The sequence below is a fragment of the Aureimonas sp. Leaf324 genome (assembly GCF_001423245.1).
Classification (GTDB): Bacteria; Pseudomonadota; Alphaproteobacteria; order Rhizobiales; family Rhizobiaceae; genus Aureimonas.
In genome coordinates, this window is the sequence record NZ_LMOH01000026.1 from 297463 (window position 1) to 320042 (window position 22580).

24 protein-coding genes are annotated in these 22580 nt (G+C 71.2%); 17 read left to right on the top strand and 7 right to left on the bottom strand.

The features are described 5' to 3' along the window. Positions 1–69: 69 nt before the first annotated feature. A complete protein-coding gene (locus tag ASF65_RS16545) occupies positions 70–738 on the bottom strand; it encodes an HAD family hydrolase (RefSeq protein ID WP_055891495.1) in 669 nt (222 codons plus the stop codon). A gap of 449 nt (positions 739–1187) precedes the next feature. Here ASF65_RS16545 and ASF65_RS16550 point away from each other — a divergent pair, with 449 nt between their 5' ends. The 8 genes from ASF65_RS16550 to ASF65_RS16585 all read left to right on the top strand — a co-directional run bounded on the left by ASF65_RS16550 (position 1188) and on the right by ASF65_RS16585 (position 7682). Then, a complete protein-coding gene (locus ASF65_RS16550; RefSeq protein ID WP_055891498.1) occupies positions 1188–2255 on the top strand; it encodes an acyltransferase in 1068 nt (355 codons plus the stop codon). A 68-nt stretch (positions 2256–2323) separates the two neighbouring features. Next, the gene (locus ASF65_RS16555) at positions 2324–3394 is read left to right on the top strand and encodes a catalase family protein (RefSeq protein WP_055891501.1); all 1071 of its coding nucleotides are present in this window, start codon (positions 2324–2326) and stop codon (positions 3392–3394) included. An 81-nt stretch (positions 3395–3475) separates the two neighbouring features. Beyond that, positions 3476–3661: a hypothetical protein gene (locus ASF65_RS16560; RefSeq protein WP_055891503.1), complete on the top strand. Its 186-nt coding sequence runs from the start codon at positions 3476–3478 to the stop codon at positions 3659–3661. A 12-nt stretch (positions 3662–3673) separates the two neighbouring features. After that, the gene (locus ASF65_RS16565; protein WP_055891506.1) at positions 3674–3961 is read left to right on the top strand and encodes a hypothetical protein; all 288 of its coding nucleotides are present in this window, start codon (positions 3674–3676) and stop codon (positions 3959–3961) included. Positions 3962–4177: 216 nt separating this feature from the next. After that, positions 4178–4885 (top strand): RibD family protein, encoded by a 708-nt coding sequence (locus ASF65_RS16570; RefSeq protein WP_055891508.1) that lies wholly within the window; start codon positions 4178–4180, stop codon positions 4883–4885. Between the two features lie 176 nt (positions 4886–5061). After that, positions 5062–5883, top strand: a complete 822-nt coding sequence (locus tag ASF65_RS16575) for a MetQ/NlpA family ABC transporter substrate-binding protein (RefSeq protein ID WP_055891511.1) — start codon at positions 5062–5064, stop codon at positions 5881–5883. A gap of 124 nt (positions 5884–6007) precedes the next feature. Beyond that, the gene (locus tag ASF65_RS16580; protein ID WP_055891512.1) at positions 6008–7045 is read left to right on the top strand and encodes a methionine ABC transporter ATP-binding protein; all 1038 of its coding nucleotides are present in this window, start codon (positions 6008–6010) and stop codon (positions 7043–7045) included. Then, complete coding sequence (locus ASF65_RS16585; protein ID WP_055891515.1) at positions 7026–7682, top strand: methionine ABC transporter permease; 657 nt, start codon at positions 7026–7028, stop codon at positions 7680–7682. The genes ASF65_RS16580 and ASF65_RS16585 overlap by 20 nt, the downstream gene beginning before the upstream one ends. A gap of 4 nt (positions 7683–7686) precedes the next feature. Here ASF65_RS16585 and ASF65_RS16590 read toward each other — a convergent pair whose 3' ends face one another. Continuing rightward, a complete protein-coding gene (locus tag ASF65_RS16590; protein ID WP_055891517.1) occupies positions 7687–8547 on the bottom strand; it encodes a galactosyltransferase-related protein in 861 nt (286 codons plus the stop codon). Next, on the bottom strand, positions 8529–10604 hold the full coding sequence (locus ASF65_RS16595; RefSeq protein WP_055891520.1) for an HAD-IIB family hydrolase: 2076 nt from the start codon (positions 10602–10604) through the stop codon (positions 8529–8531). The genes ASF65_RS16590 and ASF65_RS16595 overlap by 19 nt, the downstream gene beginning before the upstream one ends. A gap of 54 nt (positions 10605–10658) precedes the next feature. On the opposite strand from ASF65_RS16595, the gene ASF65_RS16600 reads away from it, so the two are divergent. After that, positions 10659–11732 carry a glycosyltransferase family 4 protein gene (locus ASF65_RS16600; RefSeq protein ID WP_055891523.1) on the top strand — a complete coding sequence of 358 codons (1074 nt, stop codon included), beginning with the start codon at positions 10659–10661 and terminating at the stop codon, positions 11730–11732. Continuing rightward, a complete protein-coding gene (locus ASF65_RS16605; RefSeq protein ID WP_055891526.1) occupies positions 11732–12928 on the top strand; it encodes a glycosyltransferase family 4 protein in 1197 nt (398 codons plus the stop codon). Before ASF65_RS16600 ends, ASF65_RS16605 begins: the two co-directional genes overlap by 1 nt. On the opposite strand, the gene ASF65_RS16610 is transcribed toward ASF65_RS16605, so the two are convergent. Beyond that, positions 12910–13875, bottom strand: coding sequence for a hypothetical protein (locus tag ASF65_RS16610; RefSeq protein WP_055891529.1), 966 nt, complete (start codon positions 13873–13875; stop codon positions 12910–12912). The genes ASF65_RS16605 and ASF65_RS16610 overlap by 19 nt on opposite strands. Further along, positions 13872–14516 (bottom strand): hypothetical protein, encoded by a 645-nt coding sequence (locus ASF65_RS16615; RefSeq protein WP_055891531.1) that lies wholly within the window; start codon positions 14514–14516, stop codon positions 13872–13874. The genes ASF65_RS16610 and ASF65_RS16615 overlap by 4 nt, the downstream gene beginning before the upstream one ends. A 183-nt stretch (positions 14517–14699) precedes the next feature. On the opposite strand from ASF65_RS16615, the gene ASF65_RS16620 reads away from it, so the two are divergent. Both ASF65_RS16620 and ASF65_RS16625 read left to right on the top strand, forming a co-directional pair. Then, positions 14700–15842 carry a glycosyltransferase gene (locus tag ASF65_RS16620; RefSeq protein ID WP_055891533.1) on the top strand — a complete coding sequence of 381 codons (1143 nt, stop codon included), beginning with the start codon at positions 14700–14702 and terminating at the stop codon, positions 15840–15842. A gap of 7 nt (positions 15843–15849) precedes the next feature. Then, positions 15850–16500 carry a hypothetical protein gene (locus ASF65_RS16625; RefSeq protein WP_055891536.1) on the top strand — a complete coding sequence of 217 codons (651 nt, stop codon included), beginning with the start codon at positions 15850–15852 and terminating at the stop codon, positions 16498–16500. Here the strand turns inward: ASF65_RS16625 and ASF65_RS16630 are convergent, their stop codons facing one another. Next, positions 16501–17268 (bottom strand): glutaredoxin, encoded by a 768-nt coding sequence (locus tag ASF65_RS16630; RefSeq protein WP_055891537.1) that lies wholly within the window; start codon positions 17266–17268, stop codon positions 16501–16503. It lies immediately after the preceding gene. Positions 17269–17329: 61 nt separating this feature from the next. Between ASF65_RS16630 and ASF65_RS16635 the strand changes: the two genes are divergently transcribed. Together ASF65_RS16635 and ASF65_RS16640 are read left to right on the top strand one after the other, a co-directional pair. Further along, positions 17330–17758 carry a MerR family transcriptional regulator gene (locus ASF65_RS16635; protein WP_200940066.1) on the top strand — a complete coding sequence of 143 codons (429 nt, stop codon included), beginning with the start codon at positions 17330–17332 and terminating at the stop codon, positions 17756–17758. 89 nt (positions 17759–17847) lie between these two features. Beyond that, positions 17848–18351 carry a hypothetical protein gene (locus tag ASF65_RS16640; RefSeq protein ID WP_055891542.1) on the top strand — a complete coding sequence of 168 codons (504 nt, stop codon included), beginning with the start codon at positions 17848–17850 and terminating at the stop codon, positions 18349–18351. A 172-nt stretch (positions 18352–18523) separates the two neighbouring features. Here ASF65_RS16640 and ASF65_RS16645 read toward each other — a convergent pair whose 3' ends face one another. Next, positions 18524–18958 (bottom strand): hypothetical protein, encoded by a 435-nt coding sequence (locus ASF65_RS16645; protein ID WP_055891545.1) that lies wholly within the window; start codon positions 18956–18958, stop codon positions 18524–18526. Between the two features lie 144 nt (positions 18959–19102). Here ASF65_RS16645 and ASF65_RS16650 point away from each other — a divergent pair, with 144 nt between their 5' ends. The 3 genes from ASF65_RS16650 (at position 19103) to ASF65_RS16660 (ending at position 22524) form a co-directional block, all read left to right on the top strand. After that, positions 19103–20140, top strand: a complete 1038-nt coding sequence (locus ASF65_RS16650; RefSeq protein WP_200940067.1) for an Ldh family oxidoreductase — start codon at positions 19103–19105, stop codon at positions 20138–20140. Positions 20141–20243: 103 nt separating this feature from the next. After that, positions 20244–21971, top strand: coding sequence for a GGDEF domain-containing protein (locus ASF65_RS16655; protein WP_156369351.1), 1728 nt, complete (start codon positions 20244–20246; stop codon positions 21969–21971). 88 nt (positions 21972–22059) lie between these two features. Next, on the top strand, positions 22060–22524 hold the full coding sequence (locus ASF65_RS16660) for a GreA/GreB family elongation factor (protein WP_055891550.1): 465 nt from the start codon (positions 22060–22062) through the stop codon (positions 22522–22524). Positions 22525–22580 lie beyond the last annotated feature (56 nt).

Genomic DNA, 22580 nt, shown 5'->3' on the forward strand with positions numbered 1-22580 from the left:
CCCGGCTGGTTCATCCGGTGCCGGGAAGAACGCCCCAACGCCGCGCGGACTGTCGCCGCACGGCGACCCCTACCCCTTCGCGATGATTTCCAGCGTCCCGTCCGGGGCGCTGGAGACGCCGAGCGCGTCGTAGCCGGCCACGCTCGGATGGGGCGTATCCAGCCTGTGGCTGTGGGTGGCGTCGATCACGAGAACGGCCGCGCCTGCCGCCTCGCCCGCCCGGATCCCGGCGGGGGCGTCCTCGAACACCAGGCAGTCCTCGATCGCAAGGCCGAGCTTGCGGGCACCCAGAAGGAAGCAGTCGGGCGCCGGCTTGCCGTTCACGACGTCCTCGCCCGTCACCATCAGCGGGGGAACGGGCAGCCCGGCGACGGCGAGCCGCTTCTCGGCGAGCGCGCGCGGCGCCGAGGTCACGATCGTCCAGCGCTCCGGCGGCAGCGACTTGAGGAAGATCGCCGCGCCCGCGATCTCGACGATGCCCTCGACGTCGTCGATCTCGGCCTGCACCAGCCCGGCGATCTCGACCTCCAGCACCTCTTCCGGGATGCCGACACGGCGCATCGTCTCGATCGCCCGCATGCCGTGGATCGTCGGCAGGAAGCTGTCGACGTCGAGCCCCTGCCGGCGCGCCCAGGCGCCCCACACCCGTTCGGCCGCCACGATCGAGTTGAGGATCGTGCCGTCCATGTCGAACAGGAAGCCGCCGAAGCGGCGGCCGGGAAAGGGGTGCTGCGCCATGGGAACCGGAACCGGAGGGAAGGAGACCTTCCTTGCCGCAAAGAACGCCGTGCCACAAGCATCCCCCGCCCGGCGGGGGCGATCGGGAAGCCTCGAGGCGTGCTGGGCGGGAGCCGGGAGAGGATCAGGCGTTGCCGAAAGCCGGGCACCGGCTCGGCCCTACAGGCCGAGAAGCCGACGCGCCGACAGCCCCCTCGCACGAGGCTCCGTCAGGACCTCTTCGACTGCCTGAGGAAGGCCTTCGGGCCGGGGGACGGCGAGGGATCGGGGCCGCCGGCCAGGAGCCGAGCGGAGCCCGTGCAGCGCCACGGTGATCATCGGCGACGACGCCGGATGGTCCAAGACCCGGCAGACCGCCGCCCAGGAGGTTTCGTCAGGACCTCTTAATGTCACCACGGATATGCTCGCGTTCCGCAAGCCCGCCGGCATGCGGCACGGAACCTTCGACGATGATCCGCAATCTTCAAGTCCTGCGCGGGATCGCTGCCTTGATGGTCGTGGTGTTCCACGTCACCTGCGGCGCGGCGCGCCTCGGCGAGGGCGTCCATCTCTCCTGCTTCTCCCTCGGCTTCGTCGGCGTCGACCTGTTCTTCGTCCTGTCCGGGTTCATCATCGGCGTGACGACCCGCACGCCGGAAGCCGGGCGACCGCTCCCCTTCTTCCAGCGACGCGCCCTGCGCGTCGCCCCGCCCTACTGGCTTCTCACGGCGCTCGTCGCCAACGCCGCGGTGCTGATGCCGGGCCTGTCGGGCGCGACGGTCTTCGTGCCGTGGCACACGTTTGCCTCGTTCATCTTCTGGCCGACCTCGCACCCCGTGATCGGTCTCTACAATCCGCTGCTCCTCGTCGGCTGGACGCTGAACTACGAGATGGCGTTCTACGCGCTGTTCGCGCTCGCGCTTTTCCTGCCGGCGCGCTGGCAGGTGCCGGCCGCGGCGCTCGCGCTCATCCTCATCGCGCTGGCGGGGCGTGTCTTCCAGCCCGGCGGCGCCGCCGGCTTCTACACCGATCCGGTGATCGTCGAGTTCGCGCTCGGCCTTGCGATCGGCGGGCTCCACGGCACCGGCCTGCGCCTGCCGCGCGCCGCCTGCCTCGCACTGGTCGCCGCCGGCATCCTCCTGATGCTCGGCGCCGTGCAGGCCAACCGCCTGCCGACCGCCGGCCTGCCCGCCGCGCTGATCGTCCTGGGCGCGGTTTTCGACGAGCGCGCCGGCGGCCCGTGGCGCCTGCCCGCGATAGGGCGCCTCGGCGATGCCTCCTATTCGATCTACCTCGTCCACCTGCCGATCGCGCCGGTCACGCAGATCCTCTGGCGGCAGGTCGGCTTCAGCGCGGCGGGAGCGATGGGTCTCGCCTACAGCGCGGGCGCAGTGCTCGTGTGCCTTGCTGCGGGCCTTGCGTTCCACCATGTCGTGGAGGCGCCCCTCGACCGGCTCCTGCGCCCCACCGGGCTGCGCCCCAGCGGACTGCGTCATACCATCGCCGCGCCGCCTGTCGCCGCGCATCCCACGATGTGAGCCGGGAGGGGCCGGAACTCCCCGGCCCCGGCGCGAGTTGGGCCCCTGATCTCTCGATGGAGCAGGATATGATCGCGCGACCCGTACAATACCGGCCGGAGGTCGAGTTCGTCGATCCGGGCGAGAACGAAACCGTCGAGGGCCTGAAGGAGACGTTCGACACGATCCTGGAGCGTACCGCGGAAGACTACGGCCATGCCGTGCGCTCGGTGCATGCCAAGTCCCACGGCATCCTGGAGGGCGAGCTGACGATCGACGAAGGTCTGCCGCCCGAACTGGCGCAGGGTCTCTTCGCCAAGGCCGGCACCCACAAGGTGTTCCTGCGCATGTCGACCAATGCGGGCGACATCCTGCCCGACGCGATCAGCCTGCCGCGCGGTCTCGCGATCAAGGTGCTGGGCGTTCTCGGCGAGCGGCTGCCCGGCTCGGAAGGCACGGCGCAGGACTTCGTGATGGTCAACGCGCCGGTGTTCCAGGCTCGGAGCGCCAAGGAGTTCCTCGGCAGCCTCAAGCTTCTCGCCGCCACGACCGACCGGATCGAGGGCACCAAGAAAGTCGCCTCGAAGGTGCTGCGCGGCGTGCGCACGGCGCTGGAGACGGTCGGCATCGAGAGCCCGACCGTCAACACGCTCGGCGGCGCGCCGAATGTCGAGCCGCTCGGCGAGACCTACTATTCCACGACGCCGTTCCGATACGGCGAGCATATCGCCAAGTTCAGCCTGAAGCCCGTGGCTCCCGCGATGACGGCGCTGACCGGTCGCGAGATCGAGGTCAAGGGCCGCGAGAATGCGGTGCGCGAGGAGGTGCGGCGCGAGATGGCCGGCATCGACGCCGAGTGGGAGTTCCGCGTCCAGCTCTGCCGCGACCTCGATCGGCAGCCGGTCGAGGATGCGACCGTCGCCTGGGACGAGACCGAGGCCCCCTTCCAGCGCGTCGGCACCATCCGCGCCAGGGCGCAGGACAGCTGGGACGACGCCCGCGTGCAGACGGTCAACGAGGAGATGCGCTTCTCGGTCTGGACCGGCATCGCGGACCACCAGCCGCTCGGCAACATCAACCGGGCCCGCCGCGAGCCCTACCGCCATTCGGCCGACTTCCGCGCCCGGTTCAACGGCTGCCCGTATCACGAGCCGTCCTGATCGACCCGCAGCGAAAGGTCCGGGCCGTCGAACCGGCGCGGCCCTCGTGCGTTGCGTCCAGATGCAAGGAGACTTCGATCGATGACGCTTCGCCCGACCCTCACCGCCGCCGCCCTTCTCGCCGTTCTCGGCCTTGCCGCCTGCAAGGACAACGGCACGGTGGAAACCCAGCCGGGCGCCGGCTCGGCCACGACGCAGACCCTGACGCAGAGCCAGCAGTCCTCCGCCTCGGACGGCAGCGGCGGCGACGCGCACGCCGGCCACTGACGCACTGAAGCCATGACCGCGCCGGACCACGATCCCCGCGTCCTCGCCGAACGCCTCGACGGCTGGCCGGACGGGCACTGCGAAGGCTCGTTCGAGGGGCGGCGCTTCGGCGTGACGCTGCACCGGTCCGGCGACGGTCGCCGGATCTGGCTCTACGGCGAGGAGCGGGGCGGCGGCGGCATCGTCAGCGCCAACCTCTACCGTCTGGCGGACGGCGAGGTGCTCCTGCGCCCCTGCGAGATGCCGGCCGAGGTGGTGGCCCGCTTCGTCCTCGGATTCCGGCCGGAAACCCCGTCGTAACCTTTCGTTAACCTCACCCGCCGAGGCTGATCCGTTCCCGCAACGGACCGGAGACGCCTCATGCGCCGCCCACCTCCCTCGCCCCGCCTCGGCATCGCCTTCGGCATGCTGGCCCTCGCCCTTCCCCTGATCGTGGTCGCCGCCGTCGCCTGACGACAGCGTGCCACAGGGGACCGGCCGACGGCGCGGGGCTCTTTTCCGGAAGGAGCCTGTCCCATGAGCCAACGCCCCCATGTCGTCTGCCACATGACGTCCTCGATCGACGGCCGTCTACACCCGAGCCGCTACACGCAGAGCCCCGACGGCGCGGTGAAGGACTGGAGCGGCGCCTACGAGGCGATCCACGAAACGCTGAAGGGCGACGCCTGGCTCGTCGGGCGCACCACGATGGCCGAGATGGCCAAGGGCGAGCCGCATCGGCCCGAGACCTTCGACCGGCCGGCGCGCCCGATCCACCGCGCGCCCCGCGCGGATAAGCGCCCGCTGGCGATCGCGCCGGACACCGCGGGCAAGCTCCACTTCCGCGGCCCCGACGTCGGCGGCGATCCGGTGGTCGTGCTTCTCGGCAACGGCGTGTCCGACGCCCATCTCGCCGAACTCGTTGGCGATGGCGTCAGCTACGTCGTCTCGGACGGGCCCGAGGTCGATCTGGGACGGGCGCTGGAGGTCCTCGCAACCGAGTTCGGCGTCCGGCGCCTCCTCGTCGAGGGCGGCGCCGCGATCAACGGCTCGTTCTTTGCCGCCGGGCTCGTCGACGAGTTCAGCGTCGTGCTGGCGCCCGCGCTCGACGGCGGCACCGAGGTCGAGGGCATCGTCGCCTTCGGCCGGGAGGGACTGAAGGGCAAGGCCCAACTGTCGCTCCAGTCGGCCGAGACGATCGAGGGCGGCGCGGTGCATCTGCGCTACCGCGTCCTGCCGGGCTGACGGCGGTCGACAGGCCGCGGCGCGGCGCTTCAATCCACCGGAATGGTCGAATTTGTCGCGTCGAGCCGGAATTTTAGGCAGCCGATCCTTTTCGTGCTGCAATGCGAAACGCTAGGGTCCTCCCATCGGATCGCATCCCGTGCGGTCCGCACCATTCCACAGCCGGAGACACGCCGATGCGCCGCCCCTCGTCCTTCCTGTCCGCCCTGTCGCGCCGCACCGTCCTCGGCCTGATGTCCGGCGCGATGCTGGCCGCCACGGCCGCTGGCGCCGCGGCCGAGACGGTGAAGGTCGGCATCATGTCGGGCGAGGACGAGGCGGTCTGGCAGGTCGTCACGCAGGAGGCGGCGAAGGCCGGGCTCACCGTCGAGACTGTCGCCTTCTCCGACTACGTCCAGCCGAACGAGGCGCTGGCGAACGGCGAGCTCCAGGCCAACGCCTTCCAGCACCAGCCCTATCTCGACGCGCAGGTGCAGCAGCACGGCTACGACATCGTGCCGGTCGGCTACACGCTGGTCCAGCCGATCGGCCTCTACTCGCGCAAGCACAAGAGCGTTGCGGAAATCCCGGAAGGCGGCTCGATCGGCATCCCGAACGATCCGTCGAATGCCGGCCGCGCGCTGAACCTTCTCGCCGCGCAGGGTCTTCTCAAGCTCCGCGAAGGGGCCGGCATCCTCGCCACGGCGATCGACGTCGAGGAGAACCCGAAGAACCTCGAGATCCGCGAGCTCGACGCCGGCATCGTCGGCCGCTCGATCGACGATCTCGATGCGGGCGTCGTGAACACCGACTGGGCGCTGAAGAGCGGCATCGACCCGGCCAAGGAGCGGATCGCGCAGGAGCCGCTGGAGAACAATCCCTATCGCAACTTCATCGCCGTGCGCGGCGCCGACAAGGACGCGCCCTGGGTGAAGACGCTGGTCGCGGCCTACCAGACCGACGCGGTGAAGGCCGCGCTGAACGACGCCTACAAGGGCACGACGCTGCCCGCCTGGTAAGCGCCCTCCGCCCGTCCCGTTCGTTTCGCAAAGTGGGCCCGCCTTGACCGAAGGCGGGCCCGGGTGCGTTCTCATCCGGCCGGCAGGTCTTTCCTTCTCCCTCGGCCTTCGGCATGTCCCTCCCATGACCTCGTCAAACCCCATCCTCAGCCTCGCCGGCGTGCGCAAGCGCTTCGGCGACCATGTGGCCCTCTCCGACATCGACCTCACGGTCGGCTCGGGCGAAATCCTCGGCATCATCGGCCGCAGCGGCGCCGGCAAGTCGACCCTGATCCGCTGCATCAACGGGCTGGAACGCCCGGACGCCGGCACGGTCGCGATCGAGGGACGCGAGATCCAGACCCTTGGGGAAAGCGCGCTGAAGCCGGTGCGCCGGCGCATCGGCATGGTGTTCCAGCACTTCAACCTCCTGGCCAACCGAACGGCGGCCGAGAATGTCGAGCTGCCGCTCATCATCGCGGGCATGGCGCGGGGCGCGCGGCAGGCCCGCGTGCGCGACCTCCTGCAGCTCGTCGGGCTGGAAGGGCGCGAGGACCGCTATCCCGCGCAGCTTTCGGGCGGCCAGAAGCAGCGCGTCGGCATCGCAAGAGCCCTGGCGCCCGAGCCGGCGATGCTCCTCTCCGACGAGGCGACCTCGGCGCTCGACCCGGAAACAACCGAGCAGATCCTGTCGCTTCTCGCCGACATCAACCGCCGCCTTGGCCTCACCATCCTTCTCATCACCCACGAGATGGACGTCGTGCGGCGCATCGCGGGACGCGTCGTGGTGCTCGAGAACGGCCGGATCGCGGAAACCGGCGAGACGTGGCGCGTCTTCGCCGACCCGCAGGCGGCCGTCACGAAGAGCCTTCTCGGGCATGACGCCGCCGCGCTGCCGCCGGGCCTCGTGCTGGCGCCGGCCGGCTCCGGCGAGGCGCTGGTCCGCATCGACCTCGGGGGGCCCGGCGCCGGCGCCCCGCTCCTGTCGGACCTCGGCGCCCGGTTCGGCGCCTCGGCCCGCATCCTATCGGGCGGTGTCGAGCCGGTCGGCGGCGTCCCGGTCGGTCGCCTCTTCGTCGGCGTGACCCCGGCCCGGCCGGACGATCTCGAGCCGATCCTCGCCCATCTCGCCTCGTCCACCATCCGCACGGAGCTTCTCGGCCATGTCGTCCGCGCTGACTGACCTCCTGATCCGCGCGACGTGGGAGACGATCCTGATGACGCTGGCCTCTGGCCTCGTCTCGCTTATCATTGGCCTGCCGATCGGCCTCCTTCTCACCGTGACCGCCAAGGGCGGCATCCTGGAGGAGCCCTGGACGAACAGCATCCTCGGCGGCTTCGTCAACGCCTTCCGCTCGGTGCCCTTCATCATCCTCCTCGTCGCGCTGATCCCGCTGACGCGCCTCATCGTCGGCACGTCGATCGGCACCTATGCCGCGATCGTGCCGCTCTCGATCGCCGCGATCCCCTATTACGCCCGGATCGCCGAGGTGAGCCTTCGCGAGGTCGACCCGAACCTCGTCGAGACGGCGCGCGCCATGGGCGCCGGGCGCTGGACGATCGTGCGCCACGTCCTCCTGTCGGAGGCGATGCCGGGCCTCGTCGCGGGCTTCATCGTCACGCTGATCACGCTGGTCGGCGCGACGGCGGTGGCGGGCGCGATCGGCGCCGGCGGGCTCGGCGACCTTGCCATCCGCTACGGCTACCAGCGCTTCCAGACCGAGGTCATGGTGGCCGTGGTCGCCGTCCTCGTCGTGCTCGTCTGCCTCCTGCAGTGGGCGGGCGACCGGCTCGTCGCCCGGCTCGATCACCGGCGCTGACGGGTCAGGAGAAAAGGCGCTCCGCTGCGCCCGCGCCGGACGCTTCGATTTCGGCCAGCGAGGGCGCGCGCAGGAGACGGATCGCGTCGTCCCCCCAATCGATCAGCCCGGCGTCGCGGAACTGGCCGAGCCAGTAGTCCATGCACCAGCGCCCGTGCCGCGCGCGAAACAGCGCGGCGTTGCGCAGGATGTGGTCGAAGTGGTGGAGCGGGGGCACGCGGACGGGGTGGTGCTGGTGATAGCACCGCGCCCCCGCCGTCCAGAAGAAGGGCAGGCCGGAGGCGGCCATGCGCACGGCAAAGTCGGTTTCCTCGCCGCCATAGCCGACGAAGCCCTCGTCCATGCCGCCGACGGCGTGCCAGCGCGCGGCGGGCAGTGCGAAGGAGAGGCCCCAGAGCTCGCCCGCATCCGGCTCGCGGCGCACGCCCTCGTTCGGCACGGCGGGCTTGGAGGGATGGACGCGGCCGAGCGCGTCGAGCCGCGCGAAGTCGAGCCCGGCCTCCACGGTGCCCGCCGGAAGGTACAGGACCTCGCCGAGAAACAGGCCGTCCTGCGCCTCGGCGGCGGCGCAATAAGCCTCGACCACGGTCGGCGAGGGGATGCAGTCGACGTCGAGGAAGACAAGGAGCTCAGAAGCCGCCGTTTCGGCCGCCCGGTTGCGCGCCTCGGCGAGCGGCATCGGCTCGCCCGGCACCATGACGTGGCGCACGGGGCAGCCGGGATCGGGCAGGTCCGCGAAGGCCGTGTCCTGCATCCAGGCGATCACGAGTTCCGCCGGGCGGCGCGTCTGGCGGGCGAGCCCCTCCATCAGGCGGGCGAGATGATCCCGCCGCCCGCGCACCAGCGTCAGGACGCTGGCTTGCATGCGGCCCTCGCCTTGTCGCGGAAGTGGAGGACGCCCTCGATCACGCCGCGCGCATGGGTGTTGCGCGCGACATAGGAGTGGCGGAGCGCCGGCATGGCGGCGAGCCCGTCGGAGAAGTTGCCGACGATGATCGCCTGCGGGATGGTGCGCAGCATCTCGATGTCGTTGCCGGAATCCCCGGCGACGAACACGGCGTCCTGCGACAGGCCGAGGCGGGCGCGCACGAAGTCGACCGCGGTGCCCTTGGAGGCGCGGATCGGCAGGATGTCGAGATAGCGCCCGTGGCTGTGGATCACCGAGCATCGCAGCACGGCCCGTTCCAGCGCCGCGCGCACCCGCCCGACGATGCCGGGCTGGCCTTCGGTGAAATAGCTGAGCTTGTGGGCGCGCTGCTCGAGCGGCGCCTGCGGCAGGAGACCCGGCACCCGTGCCAGCGCCCGGCGCGCCTCGTCCCGGTCCCAGGCGCGCGAGACGATGGCGCGCCACTCGGCGTCCTGCGTGTAGGTGGTGCCGTTCGGATCGAGGTGGTGGATCTCCGAGCCGACCGAGGAGATCACGACCTGCGGGCGCGGCGCGTCCTGCTGTTCGAGGATGGCGAGCGCGGAATGGAACGAGCGGCCGGTCGCGACGCCGAAGGCGAGCCCCGGCTGGCGTTCGCGCCAGGTTCCGAAGGTGCGCACGCCGTCCGCGCAGCCGACGAGCGTGTTGTCGATGTCGCAGATCAGGAGCTGCTCGGGGTGGGCGACGGGTTCGCACGCGGTCGTGAGCGAGGCGAGAAGCGCGTGGTAGCGCGCGGCGTGGCGCGTCCAGTCGTAGGCCGCCGAGACCTTGGCGCCGGCGGCCGAAAAACGCGCGTAGATCGCCTCGTCCGACAGGATCGACAGCGCGGCCTCGCCGATCGCCGCGTCGAGGCGCGGGTTCACCAGGATACCGTTGCCGCACATCTCGACGATGTCGTTGGGGCCGCCGGAATCGGTCGCGACCAGCGGCAGGCCGGCGGCAGACGCCTCGAGCAGCGTCAGGCCGAAGGGCTCGTTCAGCGCCGGATTGACGAAGACGCCGCCGCGCGCCCGCGCATGGGCGTAGATCGCCGGCACGTCCTCGGGCCGGTGATGCTTCGGGTAGGCGACTCGCCCGTAGAGGTCGTAGCGGTCGATGAGCGCGAGAAGCTCGGCGACGGTCTCGGCCATGTCGCCGTCGAGCGTCGCGTAGTCCTCGCGCGCGCCGGCGAACAGGACGAGATTGGCGCGCTCCTGCAGCGCCGGGTTCTCGCCGAAGGCCCGCACCAGGGCGGCGAGGTTCTTCTTGGCGACGGGACGCGCGAGCGCCAGGATCACCGGCTTCTCCGGCTCGCGCAGGAAGCGGGCGATCGAGGCGTCGACGCGCGCGCAGGTCGGCGCGCCGGCGAAGCGCTGGAGGTCGCTGCCCGGCGCGAGGATGCGGATCCGCCCGGGCTCGTACGCCTCGTAGCCCATCCACTGCACCTCGGCTTCGTCGCGCGAGGAGGCGATGACGAGCGAGGCGTCGGCGAGCGCCGCGTTCTCGGCCCCGATGCGCCGGTCGAGCGCCGCATCGTCGCCGGGCCGGAGGCCCAGCGTCTCGCGCTTCACGCGCCCCAGCGAGTGGGCGGTGAAGACGAAGGGGATGCCGAGCCGCGCCTCCACGATCGCGGCGACGCTCGCGGCGTCGGCATAGTGGGCGTGGAGGACGTCGGGGCGCCGGTCCCCGGCCTCGATGAAGGCGACCAGCGCGTCGGCGAAGCTGCCGACCTCGGTGTGGAGCGCTTCCTTTTCGAGATAGGCGGGGTCCTCGGTCCAGAAGCGGACGATCTCGGTCTTCTCGTCGATCCGCTCGAACCCTTGCGCGTAGTCGGCGCCGAGTCGCGTGTCCTCGAAGCGGCGCGTGGCGATCACGGTGCGGGTGACGGCGGGGTCGGCCACGGAGGCCGCCACGAGGTCGAGGAGGTAGCGGATGTGGCCGCCGGTGTCGGCCGTCAGCCCGTATTCCACGTCCTTTGCGCGCAGGCACCCTTGAAGTGCGACATGAAGAATGAACATGGCTCTCTCCAACCCTTGACGCAAAACCACTCGAACAGATCAGAGCAACGGCTCATGCAGGCAAATTCAACGGCGGAGCCCGGTCAAAATATCCGGGTCGCCCAAGTTGCTCCGACAATATTTCCGGTGCCACCCAAAGATCACGGCGGGACGGAGAGAGTCATTCACGATCTCTCCACTGCGCTGCAGGACCTCGGAGTCGAGGTAACGCTATTGGCGCCCGCGGACAGTGCGACCGATGTACCAAGGGTCGGAATCTGGCCGAGTTTGTTTAGCTTGGAAGCGAGTCACGGGACGGTCCCACCCTCGATCCCCGCCGTCCTGGAAGCGGCGCGGCTGGAGGACCTGCGGACGCGCCTCGACGCCTTCGACATCGTGCATTGCCACGGCGAGTTCTTCCACGCGGCGCTCCTTGGCGAGCGCCGCCGGCACAGCCTCACCACCATCCACTGGCGGGTGGACGAGCTCGACCGGGAAATCTTCTTCCGGACCTTCCCGGACCTTCCAGTCGCGGCGATCTCGGGCGCGCAGGAGGCAATGCTCCCGGCCGCCAACCGCGCGGGCGTCGTTCATCACGGCATCGCCGAGGACCGCTACGCGCTGGCGGGCGGCGCGGGCGGCTATCTCGCCTTCGTCGGCCGGATGACCGACCAGAAGCGGCCCGACCGGGCGATCCGGGTGGCCGACGCCGCAGGCCGCCCGATCCGCCTCGCCGGCACGGTCGATGTCGGCAATCCGACCTATTTCGAGCGCGAGGTGCGCCCGCTCCTGTCGGACACGGCGACCTATGTCGGCCCGCTCGGCGACGCGGCCAAGGGCGAGATGCTCGGCGGCGCCGAGGCGCTGCTCTTTCCGATCGACTGGCCGGAGCCCTTCGGCCTCGTGATGATCGAGGCGATGGCCTGTGGCACGCCGGTCGTCGCCTGGGATCGGGGCTCGGTCCGCGAGATCGTCGACGAGGGCGTCACGGGCTTCGTGGTGTCGAGCGAGGCTGAAGCCGTCGAGGCCGTCGCAAAGGCTCGGACGCTCGACCGCGCGGGCGTGCGCCGCCGCTTCGAGGAACGCTTCACCGCCCGCCGCATGGCCGCCGACTACCTCGCCCTCTACCGCAAGCTTCTGGACCGCTGATGCGCACCGCCCTGATCGCCTGGGACTATCCGCCGGCCCCGAGCGGCCTGTCGACCGCCGCGCGCGAGATCGCCGAAAGCCTCGTCGCATCGGGCGCCGACGTGACCGTGCTGACGCTCGACCGGCGCGGCGTGTCGGAGGCTGGCGGCGTGCGGATCGTCGGCGCCGAACCCGTTTCGGGCGGCGGCGTCGCGCGGCTGCGCCTCTACGGCGCGGTCGGGCATCTCGCCGCGCCGCTGGCCGTGCGCCGTGCGATCCTTGCCGAGCACGCCCGACGCCCGTTCGACGTCGTCGAGGCGACGAACTGGTACGCGCCCGCCTGCCTACTCGCCCGCCGCCCGCCCATGGCGCTCGTCACGCGCAACTCGACGCCGGCCGCCTTCTCGCGCGAGACGGCGGACACCTTGCGCGACCGGCTCGACGGCTGGGCGGCCGACCGGCTGGAGGCGCGGCAGGCGCGCGGCAGCCACGGGCTCATCTCCAACACCGCCGACCACGGGCGGCGCATCGCGGCCGAATACGGGCTGGTCGAGGGCGACCGGCCGCATGCCGTGATCGGCCTCAGCCTCGCGCCCGCCATGCTGGCCCGCGCGCGGGCGGCGGGTTATCCCGCCGCCGCCGACGGCGAGCCGATCCGCCTTCTTTTCGTCGGGCGGCCGGAGCACCGCAAGGGCTTCGATGCGATCCTCGGGGCGGTGGAGATCCTCGGCCGCGAGGCGGACGCCGGCGCCCTGCCCCCATTCGAGGTCCGGCTGGCCGGCGTCGACGGGGCGGCGCTCGACGGCGTGGCGGCAGGGCCCCGCGCGCGCCTCCTGCCGCTCGGCCGCCTGCACGAGGACGATCTCGCGCGCGAATACGAGGCGGCGCACGCGGTCCTCGCCCCGTCGCGCTACGAGAGCTTCGGCCTCGTCTACCAGGAGGGCATGGCCTACGGCCGGCCGATGGTGGCCTCGATGGAGGACGCTAGCGCCCGCGAGTTCGTGGGCGCGACGGGGGCCGGCGCCATGGCGCGCGAGACGACCGGGCCCGCGCTCGCCGAGGCGCTGCGCCCGGTGATCGCCGAGCCCGGCGTGCGCGAGACCCTGCGCCAGCGTGCGCTGACGGCGGCCGGCCGCTTCACCCGCGAGACGCTGGGGCGGGAGACGCTGGCGCTCTACGAGGAGGCCGTCGCGCGCTTTCAGTCGCGAAAGGGCTGAAGCAGCGCGTCCTCCTCCTCGAGCCGCCCGCCACCGGGTTCCATCGCCTCGTAGGCGCGCGAACGGGTCTCGACCCGCGCGAGCGACAGATGGTGGTCGATCGCCCCGTGCAGCGCGACGAGACTGCGCTGCCACGGCCGGTCCGGCCGCTCGTGGACGCGGCCGGCATAGCGGACCTCGCGTCGGTTGAGCCGGTACTGCGTATCGGGAAAGAGGTCGGCGAGCCGGCCGTCGACGAGATTGCGCCGCGGCAGGCCGATCGACACGGCGCCGCCCGCCTCGGCCAGCCTTGCGAGCGCCGGGAGAAGCGCGGCTGTGCCCGGCGCCAGCGTCTCGTCGGTGTCGAGTTGCAGCATCCAGCGCGCGGGCGAGAGATCCTGCAGCGCGTTGCGCTGGGCGGCGAAATCACCCGCCATCGGACGGCGCGCGACGAGAATGCCGGGCTCCGGCGTGAGGGCCGGCCCCTCGCCGTCGGCAAGGATCACGATCGAGGCGCCCGTCGCCCGGTGCGGGCGGAGCATCTCCAGCGCCGCCTCCCATTCTCCGGCACGGCACATCAGCCCGATCGCGATGGGGTCTGCGCCGTTTTCATCGAGATCGTCGAGATCGGCCTCGGCCGCAAGGCCGGCGTGTGGATGGGCCAGCGCCGCGCGCTGCGCGGCATCCGCCGGCGTTGCGGCGCGACGCCAGCGCGTGGCGGCGGTGCGAGCCGTGAAGATGTCGAGCCCGTACGGGGCGGCCCGGTCGAGTTGGAACCGTTCGGCGCCCATCGCCTCCTCCAGATGCGCCAGCGCGTCCGCCCCCTCCGCCCGATCGGTCAGGACGCCGCAGAAGCCGCAGGCGAGCGCAAAACGCCGCGTGGCACCGTCCGGCCAGAACAAGTGCCGGTCGCTCGGCGCAAGCGCCCGGCCGCCGCACAGGAAGCAGCGCGGCGCGGGTGCGCTCACGCGGCGAGCGAGGCGGCGAGCGGATGGAGGCGCAGAAGGCCGCCCGCGGCCATCGCCTCGAACCAGCGCCGCTCGCGCGCCCAGTCGTGACCGTCCCAGCCCGCAAAGCCGAAGCCGTGGACGTCGATCTCCACCATGCCGCCGTAGCGGCGCAGGAGATGGAGCGATACGAGGAAGCCGGTGCTCGGCGGCGGCGTCGGGCCGCCGGGCGTGTGGATCAGCGCCGCCGCCTCGCGGTGGACGGCGACGGGCAGAAGCGTGACGGGCCGGCCGAGCGGGCGGAGCCGCGCCTCCGCCTCGTCGGTCCAGTCGCGCCCGTCCTCGTTCTCCGGGCGGGCCGAGGCCGGCTTGCGGGGAAAAGGAAACAGAAAGGTCTCGGCGGCCCGCACCGCGGGACGATCGAGGAAGCCCGGATCGTCCAGCCACTCGCGCATCTGCCCGCCGTGATTGACGAGGGCGAGATGGGTCACGCGGCGCCCCGCACGGGTCCCGAAGCCGGCGGCGTTGTTGAAGCGCACCACCCAGTCGGCGGCGTCGATCGCCGCGCCGCAATCGCCGAGTTCCGGCGCGTTGCCGACGATCGCGATGCGACGAGGGGTTCGGCGCAGGGGCGAAGGCCCGCCACGCGGCATGTCCGACATCAGCCCGTCCTCGTTCCCGTCCGCCTCCCCGCTACATGCCCTCGTGCGGCCGGCCGGGAAGGGCCCGGCTGCGTCACTTTGCGCAGGTTGCGATGACAAATGCGAAGGGAGCCATAGATTTCTCTCCCTCGCATTCGGCCGAACGGGGGTTCGGCGCGGGAGACCCGAGGGGAACGCTCAACCGTGCCGAAGCCGATCACCTTCTTCGTCCATCACCAGGGCCGCGGCCACGCCAACCGCACCATGGCGCTGGTGTCCGAGTTCTCGCGCGACCGGCCGGTCTCGGTGATGACGGCGGGGCCGCACCTCTTCGACGGCTTCTCACGCGACATCGAGATCGTGCCGCTGCCCAACATGATCGGCGCGGCGGTGCCGACGCCGCGCCTTTACGCCGAGCCGACGCCGCAGGTGATGCACTGCGTGCCGCTCGGCCTTGCCGAGATGCGGCGCACGATGCGCACCATCCTCGACCATCTCGACGAGCGCGAGGTCGGGCTCTTCGTGGTGGACGTCTCGTCCGAGATCGCGCTCCTGTCGCGCATCGCGAGCGTTCCCGCCGTCCAGATCCGCATGCACGGCGACCGCTCCGACATCGGCCACATCGGCTCCTACGAGGCCTCGGTCGGCATGCTCGCGCCCTTCGACGAGCGGCTGGAGCAGGACGACTATCCCGCGCATCTGCGCGCCAAGACCTTCTATTCCGGGGGCCTGTGCACCACGCTCGACGCGGTGCCGGAGAAGGCCGAGGCGCGTCGCCGCCTCGGGCTCGACCCGGCCCGCGAAATCATCGTGACGGTGACGGGCGGCGGCGGCAGCGGCACCCCTTACGCGCCCCTCACCGTGGCGGCCCGCGCCGCGCCCGACGCGCTCTGGCTGACGCTCGGCCCCACCCACCGCGAGGGCCACGAGACGGATTTCGCCAACCTCACCGAGCTCGGCTGGGTGCCCGGCGTGACCGACTATCTCGCGGCCGCCGACATCGTGATCGCGTCGGCCGGCGACAACACGATCCACGAGGTCGCACGCGTCGGCGCCCGGCTCATCGTCATGCCGGAATGGCGCTATTTCGGCGAGCAGACGCGCAAGGCCGAGGCGCTGGTGAAGCTCGGCGCGGCGGTGACCGCACCGATCTGGCCGGGCGATCTCGCCGGCTGGCAGGCACTGCTGGCTGAGGCCCGTGCCCTCGACGGCGAGGCGATCCGTACGCTCCACGAGCCGGACGCCGCCCGGCGCGCCGCCGGCTGGCTGGAAGGGCTGACGGACGAGCTCTGGGAGGGCGCGAAGAGCCGGGACGAGGCGGCCCCCGCCCTCAAGGTCGTCGGATGATCCCGGCATGGCGACGCTTCTGACGGTGCTTCGCGGCGGTGGCCGCTACGACGCGCGCTGGGTCGAACGGCTGGCGCGCGGCACGCGGCGCTTCGCCCCCGCCTTCACCCGCATCCTCTGCCTCACCGACATGGATCTTCGCGTCGAGGGCGTCGAGCCCGTGCCGCTTCGGCACGACTGGCCCGTCTGGTGGTCCAAGATGGAGGCCTTCCGGCCGGGCCTCGCCACCGGCACCACGGTGCTCTGCGACCTCGACACGGTGTTTGCGGGCGACGCCTCGGCGCTCGCCGAGCCGGGCCTTTGCGCGATGGAGGACTATTTCCTGAAGGGCCGCGTCTCCACCGCGCTCCTGCGCTGGGACGGCGACGAACTCAGCCCCCTCTACGAGACCTTCGCGGCCGACCCGGAGCGCTGGATGCAGCCGGGCTCCTGCGGCGCCGTGCCCAACAGCGTCCACGGCGACCAGGTCGTGGTGGATCATCTCCTGCGGCGCGAGGACCGGGTGCCGCCCTTCCTGCAGGCACGCCATCCCGGCCTTCTCGACTTCTACGATCCCACAACGGAGCGGCCCGGCCCCGTCGTGATCTTCATCGGCCAGTCCAAGCCCGACCTTGCGGGCGAGCCGATCGCCTCGCTCTGGCGGGGCGAAGCCGGCTGATCACAGGAACGCGTGCGCGCCCATCCAGAGCGCCATCGCGACCATCATCACGTTCTCGGTGAGCGAAACGAAACCGAGCGGCACGTTGGACGAGCCGCCGACGCAGGCGCATTTCAGCTCGCGTTTGTCGACATAGACCGCCTTGAACACCGAGACCGCGCCCACCGTGCCGATGAAGAGGGCGACCGGCACGGACACGAACGTCAGGGCGCCCGCCAGCATCAGGATGCCCGCGAGCCCTTCGGCGAAGGGGTAGATGTAGGAATAGGGCACCCAGCGCTTGGCCAGGAGATCGTAGTTCAGGAACATCGTCGCGAAGGTCTCGACGTTCTGCAGCTTCTGGACGGCGAGAAGGCACATGGCGACCGCGATGAACCATTCCACCGTGCGCGCGGCGAACGGCGTGCCGAGGGCGGCATAGGCGATCGCGAGCGCCATCAGCGCGCTCATGGCGAAGATCGCGATCACCGGCTTGTAGGTGGTCGCCTTGGGATCGGCGACGGGCTTGCCGAAGTAGCGGCGCGTGTCGTCGTAGCCGCCGATCCGCTCCCCGTCGATGAAGATCTGCGGCGTCGTCTTCACGCCGTGCTCGGCCTTGAACGCGTCCACCGCCTCGCGCGTGCGCAAGGGATGGTCCTCCACCTCGAAACCCTGTCGCTTCAGGAGATCGAGCGCCTTCAACCCGTAAGGACAGGTGTGCGTCTCCATCACCATGCGATGGATCGCGGCGCGGCGGGGGCTGGCGGTGGGGGAGATGGCGGCGGACATCGGGGCGGCTTTCGCAAGGGATGGCAGGAAGGAGGGCCGCACCCGATATAGGGTCCGTACCATGGTACGGAGTCAAGCGATGACGGGATGGACGATCGGGGGCCTCGCTGCGGAGGCCGGCATCGGGGTCGAGACGGTGCGCTTCTACCAGCGCCGCGGCCTCCTCGATGAGCCCGAGCGCCCCGCGGGCGGCGGGTCGGCGGGCGGGCACCGCCGCTACGGCGAGCGGGATGCCGAACGCCTGCGCTTCATCCGCGCCGCCAAGGTCGCCGGGTTCACGCTGGGCGAGATCGCCGAGCTTCTGCGGCTCGACGCGGTCCGGGACCGGCCCCGCGCGCGCGAACTCGCCGAGGCGCGGGTGCGGGCGCTGGACGAGCGCATCGGCGAGCTGACCGCCGCGCGCGACCGGCTGCAGCATCTGGCCGCCGCCTGCCGCGGGGGGACGGACGGCCCCTGCCCGATCGTCTCCTCGCTGGCCGGGGGCGGCTGAAGGCATCTGCCGCATTGCCGCAGCCGCGCATCGATTCCCCGGCGTCGTCGTTGCACGGCCAAGCCAACAACCCGTCCGAGGCCAGAGCCATGAGCGAGACCGCCGAGAAGATCGATCCGAAGCTTTGGGAAAGCGTGAAGACGAAGGTGACCAAGGGCGCCAAGGGCGGGAAGCCGGGGCAGTGGTCCGCCCGCAAGGCGCAGCTTGCCGTCCACGAGTACAAGGAGGAAGGCGGCGGCTACAAGGGCGAGAAGTCCGACGACAACAGCCTGCACCAGTGGTCGCAAGAGGACTGGGGCACGAAGTCCGGCCGGACAAGCGGCCAGACCGGCGAGCGCTACCTGCCCAAGAAGGCGCGCGAGCACCTGACGAAGGAAGAGTACGAGCGCACCACCGCCAAGAAGCGCCGCGACACGAAGAAGGGCGAGCAGTTCTCGGCCCAGCCGAAGGATATCGCGAAAAAGGCCGCCCCGTTCCGCAAGCACGGCCACGAGGCGACGAAGGCCGAACTTTATGCCGAGGCGAAGAAGCGCGGCATCGACGGCCGCTCCACCATGACCAAGGCCGAGCTCGCAAAGGCGCTGGCGGCCTGAGAGCCCGTCCGGAACACCTCCGGCTAAAGGATCGGCGAGGGATGTTCGTCGCCCACGAGGCGCCGAACGCGGTCGATGCCGGCGGCGTCAGTGAGGATCGGCAACGAAATGGGTAGCGGAGAGCACCGCCGCGCCGACCCGGCGGACTTTTCGGGTGGGATCTGGAAGCCGCCTAGAAGTCGCCGAGGCTGAGTTGCGGCGACGGCGGGGCCCGGCGCCTCGCCGTTGCCGGCTTGATCGGGGGTTTCGCAGATGCCTTCGGCAGGGGCGCCGGGCGGCGCATGCGCTGGAGCGCGGCGTCGCGCGCCTTGGCTTCCGGTGCCTCCGGGTTTTCGGTCAGCCACTTGCCGCGCTTGATGACCTCGTTCACCCGGCCTTGGTTGACACCGAGCTGGAAGGCGATCTCCTGCTGGGTCTGGCCGGTGGTCTCGTGCAGATGCAGGATCTGGCGCGCGAGCTCGGGCGTCATCTTGCGCCCCGTCACCCGGCGGGCGGGATTGAGCGAGCGCTTGGCCTTGTCGCGCTTGCGCAGCAATTCCAGGACATCGAGCGCCGAGCGCAGGCCGTGCGCCTTCAGCGCGTCCTCGAACTCCTTCAGCGTCGTCACGACCGCCTCCCACGAACCGGGGTTTCAGGAAGGAAACTGAGGCGTTTCAACCGGTTCTTCAAGGGCAAGGGTCGCGGGAGCCTTCCAGTGGCCCCAACGCTCGCGTATGCGCGGGGGAACGACACGGAGCCCGGAGACGCCACGGTGAACGCGCCCATCCACCTCGACTTCGACACGCTGCGCCAGCGCATCGCGACGATCCTCCGGCGCGGCGGCCTCGCGCCGCTCCATGCAGAGGCGCTCGCGCGCGTCATCGCGGCCGGCGAGCGGGACGGGGCGAAGTCGCACGGGATCTACCGGATCGAGGGGTGCCTGCGGACCCTGAAGGCCGGCAAGGTGTCGGCGGACGCCGAGCCCGAACTCCTCGACGACGGGTCCGGCGTCATCCGGGTCGCGGCCGGCGGCGCCTTCTCGCCCGCCGCCTTTGAATGCGGCGTGCCGCGTCTCGTCGAGCGTGCGCGCGCGCTCGGTCTTGCCGCGCTCGCGATCAACGACTGCGTCCACTTCTCGGCGCTGTGGCCGGAGGTCGAGGCGCTCGCGGGGCACGGCGTCGCCGCGCTGGCGCTGTGCCCGAGCTATGCGACCGTCGCGCCCGCGGGTGGCACGCGGCCGCTGCTCGGCACCAATCCGCTCGCCTTCGCCTGGCCGAGGCCGGGCGCGGAGGCCCCGTACGTCTTCGATTTTGCGACCTCGGTCGCCGCGCGCGGCGAGATCGAGCTGCACCGCCGCGCCGGCAAGCCGCTGCCGGACGCCTGGGCGATCGATGCCGAGGGCGCGCCGACCAACGATCCGGCGGCAGCCCTCGCCGGCGCCATGCTGCCCTTCGGCGGCCACAAGGGTTCGGCGATCGCCACGATGATCGAGCTTCTGGCCGGCGCGATGATCGGCGACCTGACGAGCCGCGGCGCGCTCGACGCGCTCGGCACCACGACGCTCGCGCCCCGCCACGGCGAACTGATTCTCGCCTTCAGCCCCGAGCGCTTCGCCGCCGGGCGGCCGGGCGACCCCTTCGCGGCCGGCGAGGCGCTCTTCGCAGCGATCCTCGACCAGGGCGCGCGCCTGCCCTCGCAGCGGCGCTTTGCGGCGCGCGCCCGCGCGGCGGCGGACGGGATCGCGCTGACGCCCGACGAGGTGGCGCTTCTCGACCGGCTGGAGGCGGGCGGCCTCGACGCCGTGTCCTGACGTTCGGCCTGATCGACGGATCCTTGAAAAGATCGATCGCGATGGAAACGGATCGGCGAGGAATGTGACGTAGGGTTGCATCCGAACGAATTCGGGGTCCCTCGTGACGAAGCCCAGACTCCAGCGCCTCATGGGTGTCGGCGTCGCCACCGCGTTGGTCGCGTGCGTGGTGACGGCGGCGCTCGTGTGCACTTGGCAGCTCGGGGTCTACGGCCGCCGGGCGCAGGCGCTTTCGCAGTTCGGGCATTTCTCGGCTTCGATCGAACTCATGGGAGCGACCTCGTCGGAACGCGGGCAATCCGTCCTCGCGATGACGCTGCGCGGCGACGACGGGAAACTGCGGTCCGAGCTCGCCGCCACGCGGACGAGGATGGACGGGCTCTGGACCGGGCTCCTCGCCCTCACCGCGCTGGAGCGACAAGAGAGCGTCGTCCTCGAGGAGGACGCCGGGACCTATCGCAAGATCCTGATGAACGCGCGCGCGCAGGTCGATGCCCTCCTGGCGGCGCCGCGGGAGACGAGATCACCGGCCGACGTCGAGCGGGCCGTACGCACGATCTATGCCGCGGCCGATCAGGCGCAGGTCCTGCGCGACGATCTCGGCGAGGTCCTGATCGGCCTGACGCCGGACCTCACACCCTTCATGACGGCGGCGATGGCCGCCAGCGACCTGCGCGAATATGCCGGGCGCATCCGCTCGCTGGTGGCGATCCGGCTGAACGCCGGCGGGAGCCCGAGCCCCGCCGCCGCGGCCGAGTTCGCCTCGATGCTCGCGCTCACCGACATCCTGCAGCAGCAGATCGAACATTACGCCGCGCCGTTCATCGCCGACCCCGCGGTCGACCGGGCGATGACGGCGGTCACCTTCGGCTACTTCGCCGGCGCGCGCGCCCACGCCGAAACGGTGTTTGCCGCGCCCGTCGGCGATCCCGCGTCCAGCGTCGAGGCGTTCAACAAGCGCTACAGCCCGGCGATCCGCACGACGGAAGCGCTGCGCGACGCGATCCTCAAGGTCGGGGGCGAGCGCCTGGCGGCCGAGCGCGACCGGAGCCTGCGCCTTGCCGTCGCCAGTCTCGTTGCCGCGGTGGTCGGCACGCTGGTCGGCGTGTCCTCGCTCGTCGTCTTCGACCGCGGCGTCTTCCGCCCACTGGTCCAGGCCCGCGCCCGCATGGCCCGCATCCTCGAGGGCGACCTCGACGCGGCCGTGGGCAAGGCTTCCGCGCCGTTCCGCGAGATGACCGATCTCGACCGCGACATCGAGAAGTTGCGCCGCCAGCAGATCGAACTCAAGCGCCTGGAGGACGAGCGCGAGGTCATGGCGCGCGAGCTTCGGCGCCTCGCCACCACCGATCCGCTCACCGGACTGATGAACCGCCGCGCCTTCGAGACCGAGGTCGCCGAGCTCTTTGCGGCACCTGCCGCCTGGGGGGCGGGCCTTGGCATCGTCATGATCGACATCGACCATTTCAAGTCGATCAACGACCGTTTCGGCCATGCGATCGGCGACGCGGTGCTGCGCGAGTTCGGCCGCTTCCTCCTCCGGGCGGCCCCCACCGGCAGCCGCGTGGCGCGGTTCGGGGGCGAGGAGTTCGTGCTGGCGCTTTCGGGCCTCGGCCGCGACGAGCTCTACGCGCGCATCGAGGGCCTGCGCCTGCGGCTCGCCGGCACGGTGCTTCTCGACGAGCCGAGCCTCTCGGTCACCGCGAGCTTCGGCGTCCACTTCGTGCCCGCCGGCCGCCGCCTTGACTGGGACGAGTTCCATCGCGTCGCCGACGCCCACCTCTACCAGGCCAAGCGCAACGGCCGGAACCGGGTCGCCTGGAGCGCGTGACGGGCGACAAAGGCGCTCCGGCATCCCATATGATAGCGCGAGAGCCGGGCAAGAGCGCCCGGCGCATCCAGCCGGGAGAACCGTTGCCGTGAGCGTCGCCTTCGTGAAGGAGCCGAACGAGGACCAGGTCGAGGCCCTGCCCGAGCGCGACCTCGGGACCGATCCGAACTTCGTCACGCCGCGTGGCCTCTCGCTGCTCGACGAAGAGATCGCGATGAACACCGCGGCCGTCGAGCGCGCCCGCGCCGCGGGCGACAAGATCGCTGTCGCCATGCTCCACCGGGACCTGCGCTACTGGCGCGCGCGCCGCTCGACGGCGCAGGTCGTCGAGCCCGATGCCGACAGCGACACCGTGCAGTTCGGTCACGCCGTCAGTGTCAGGCGGAAGGGACGGGTGGAGACCTATCGCATCGTCGGCATCGACGAGGCCGACCCCGCGCAAGGGCTCGTGTCCTATCTGTCGCCGCTGGCCCGGCAGCTGGTCGGCAAGGAAGAGGGCGAAAGCGTGCGGATCGGGCCGGACAGTGCGGAGATCGTCGCCATCGAGCGATGAGGTACGGCTGCGAGCTGTGAACGGTGCGTCCGGGACGGGCGCGGGCGCGCGTGCTG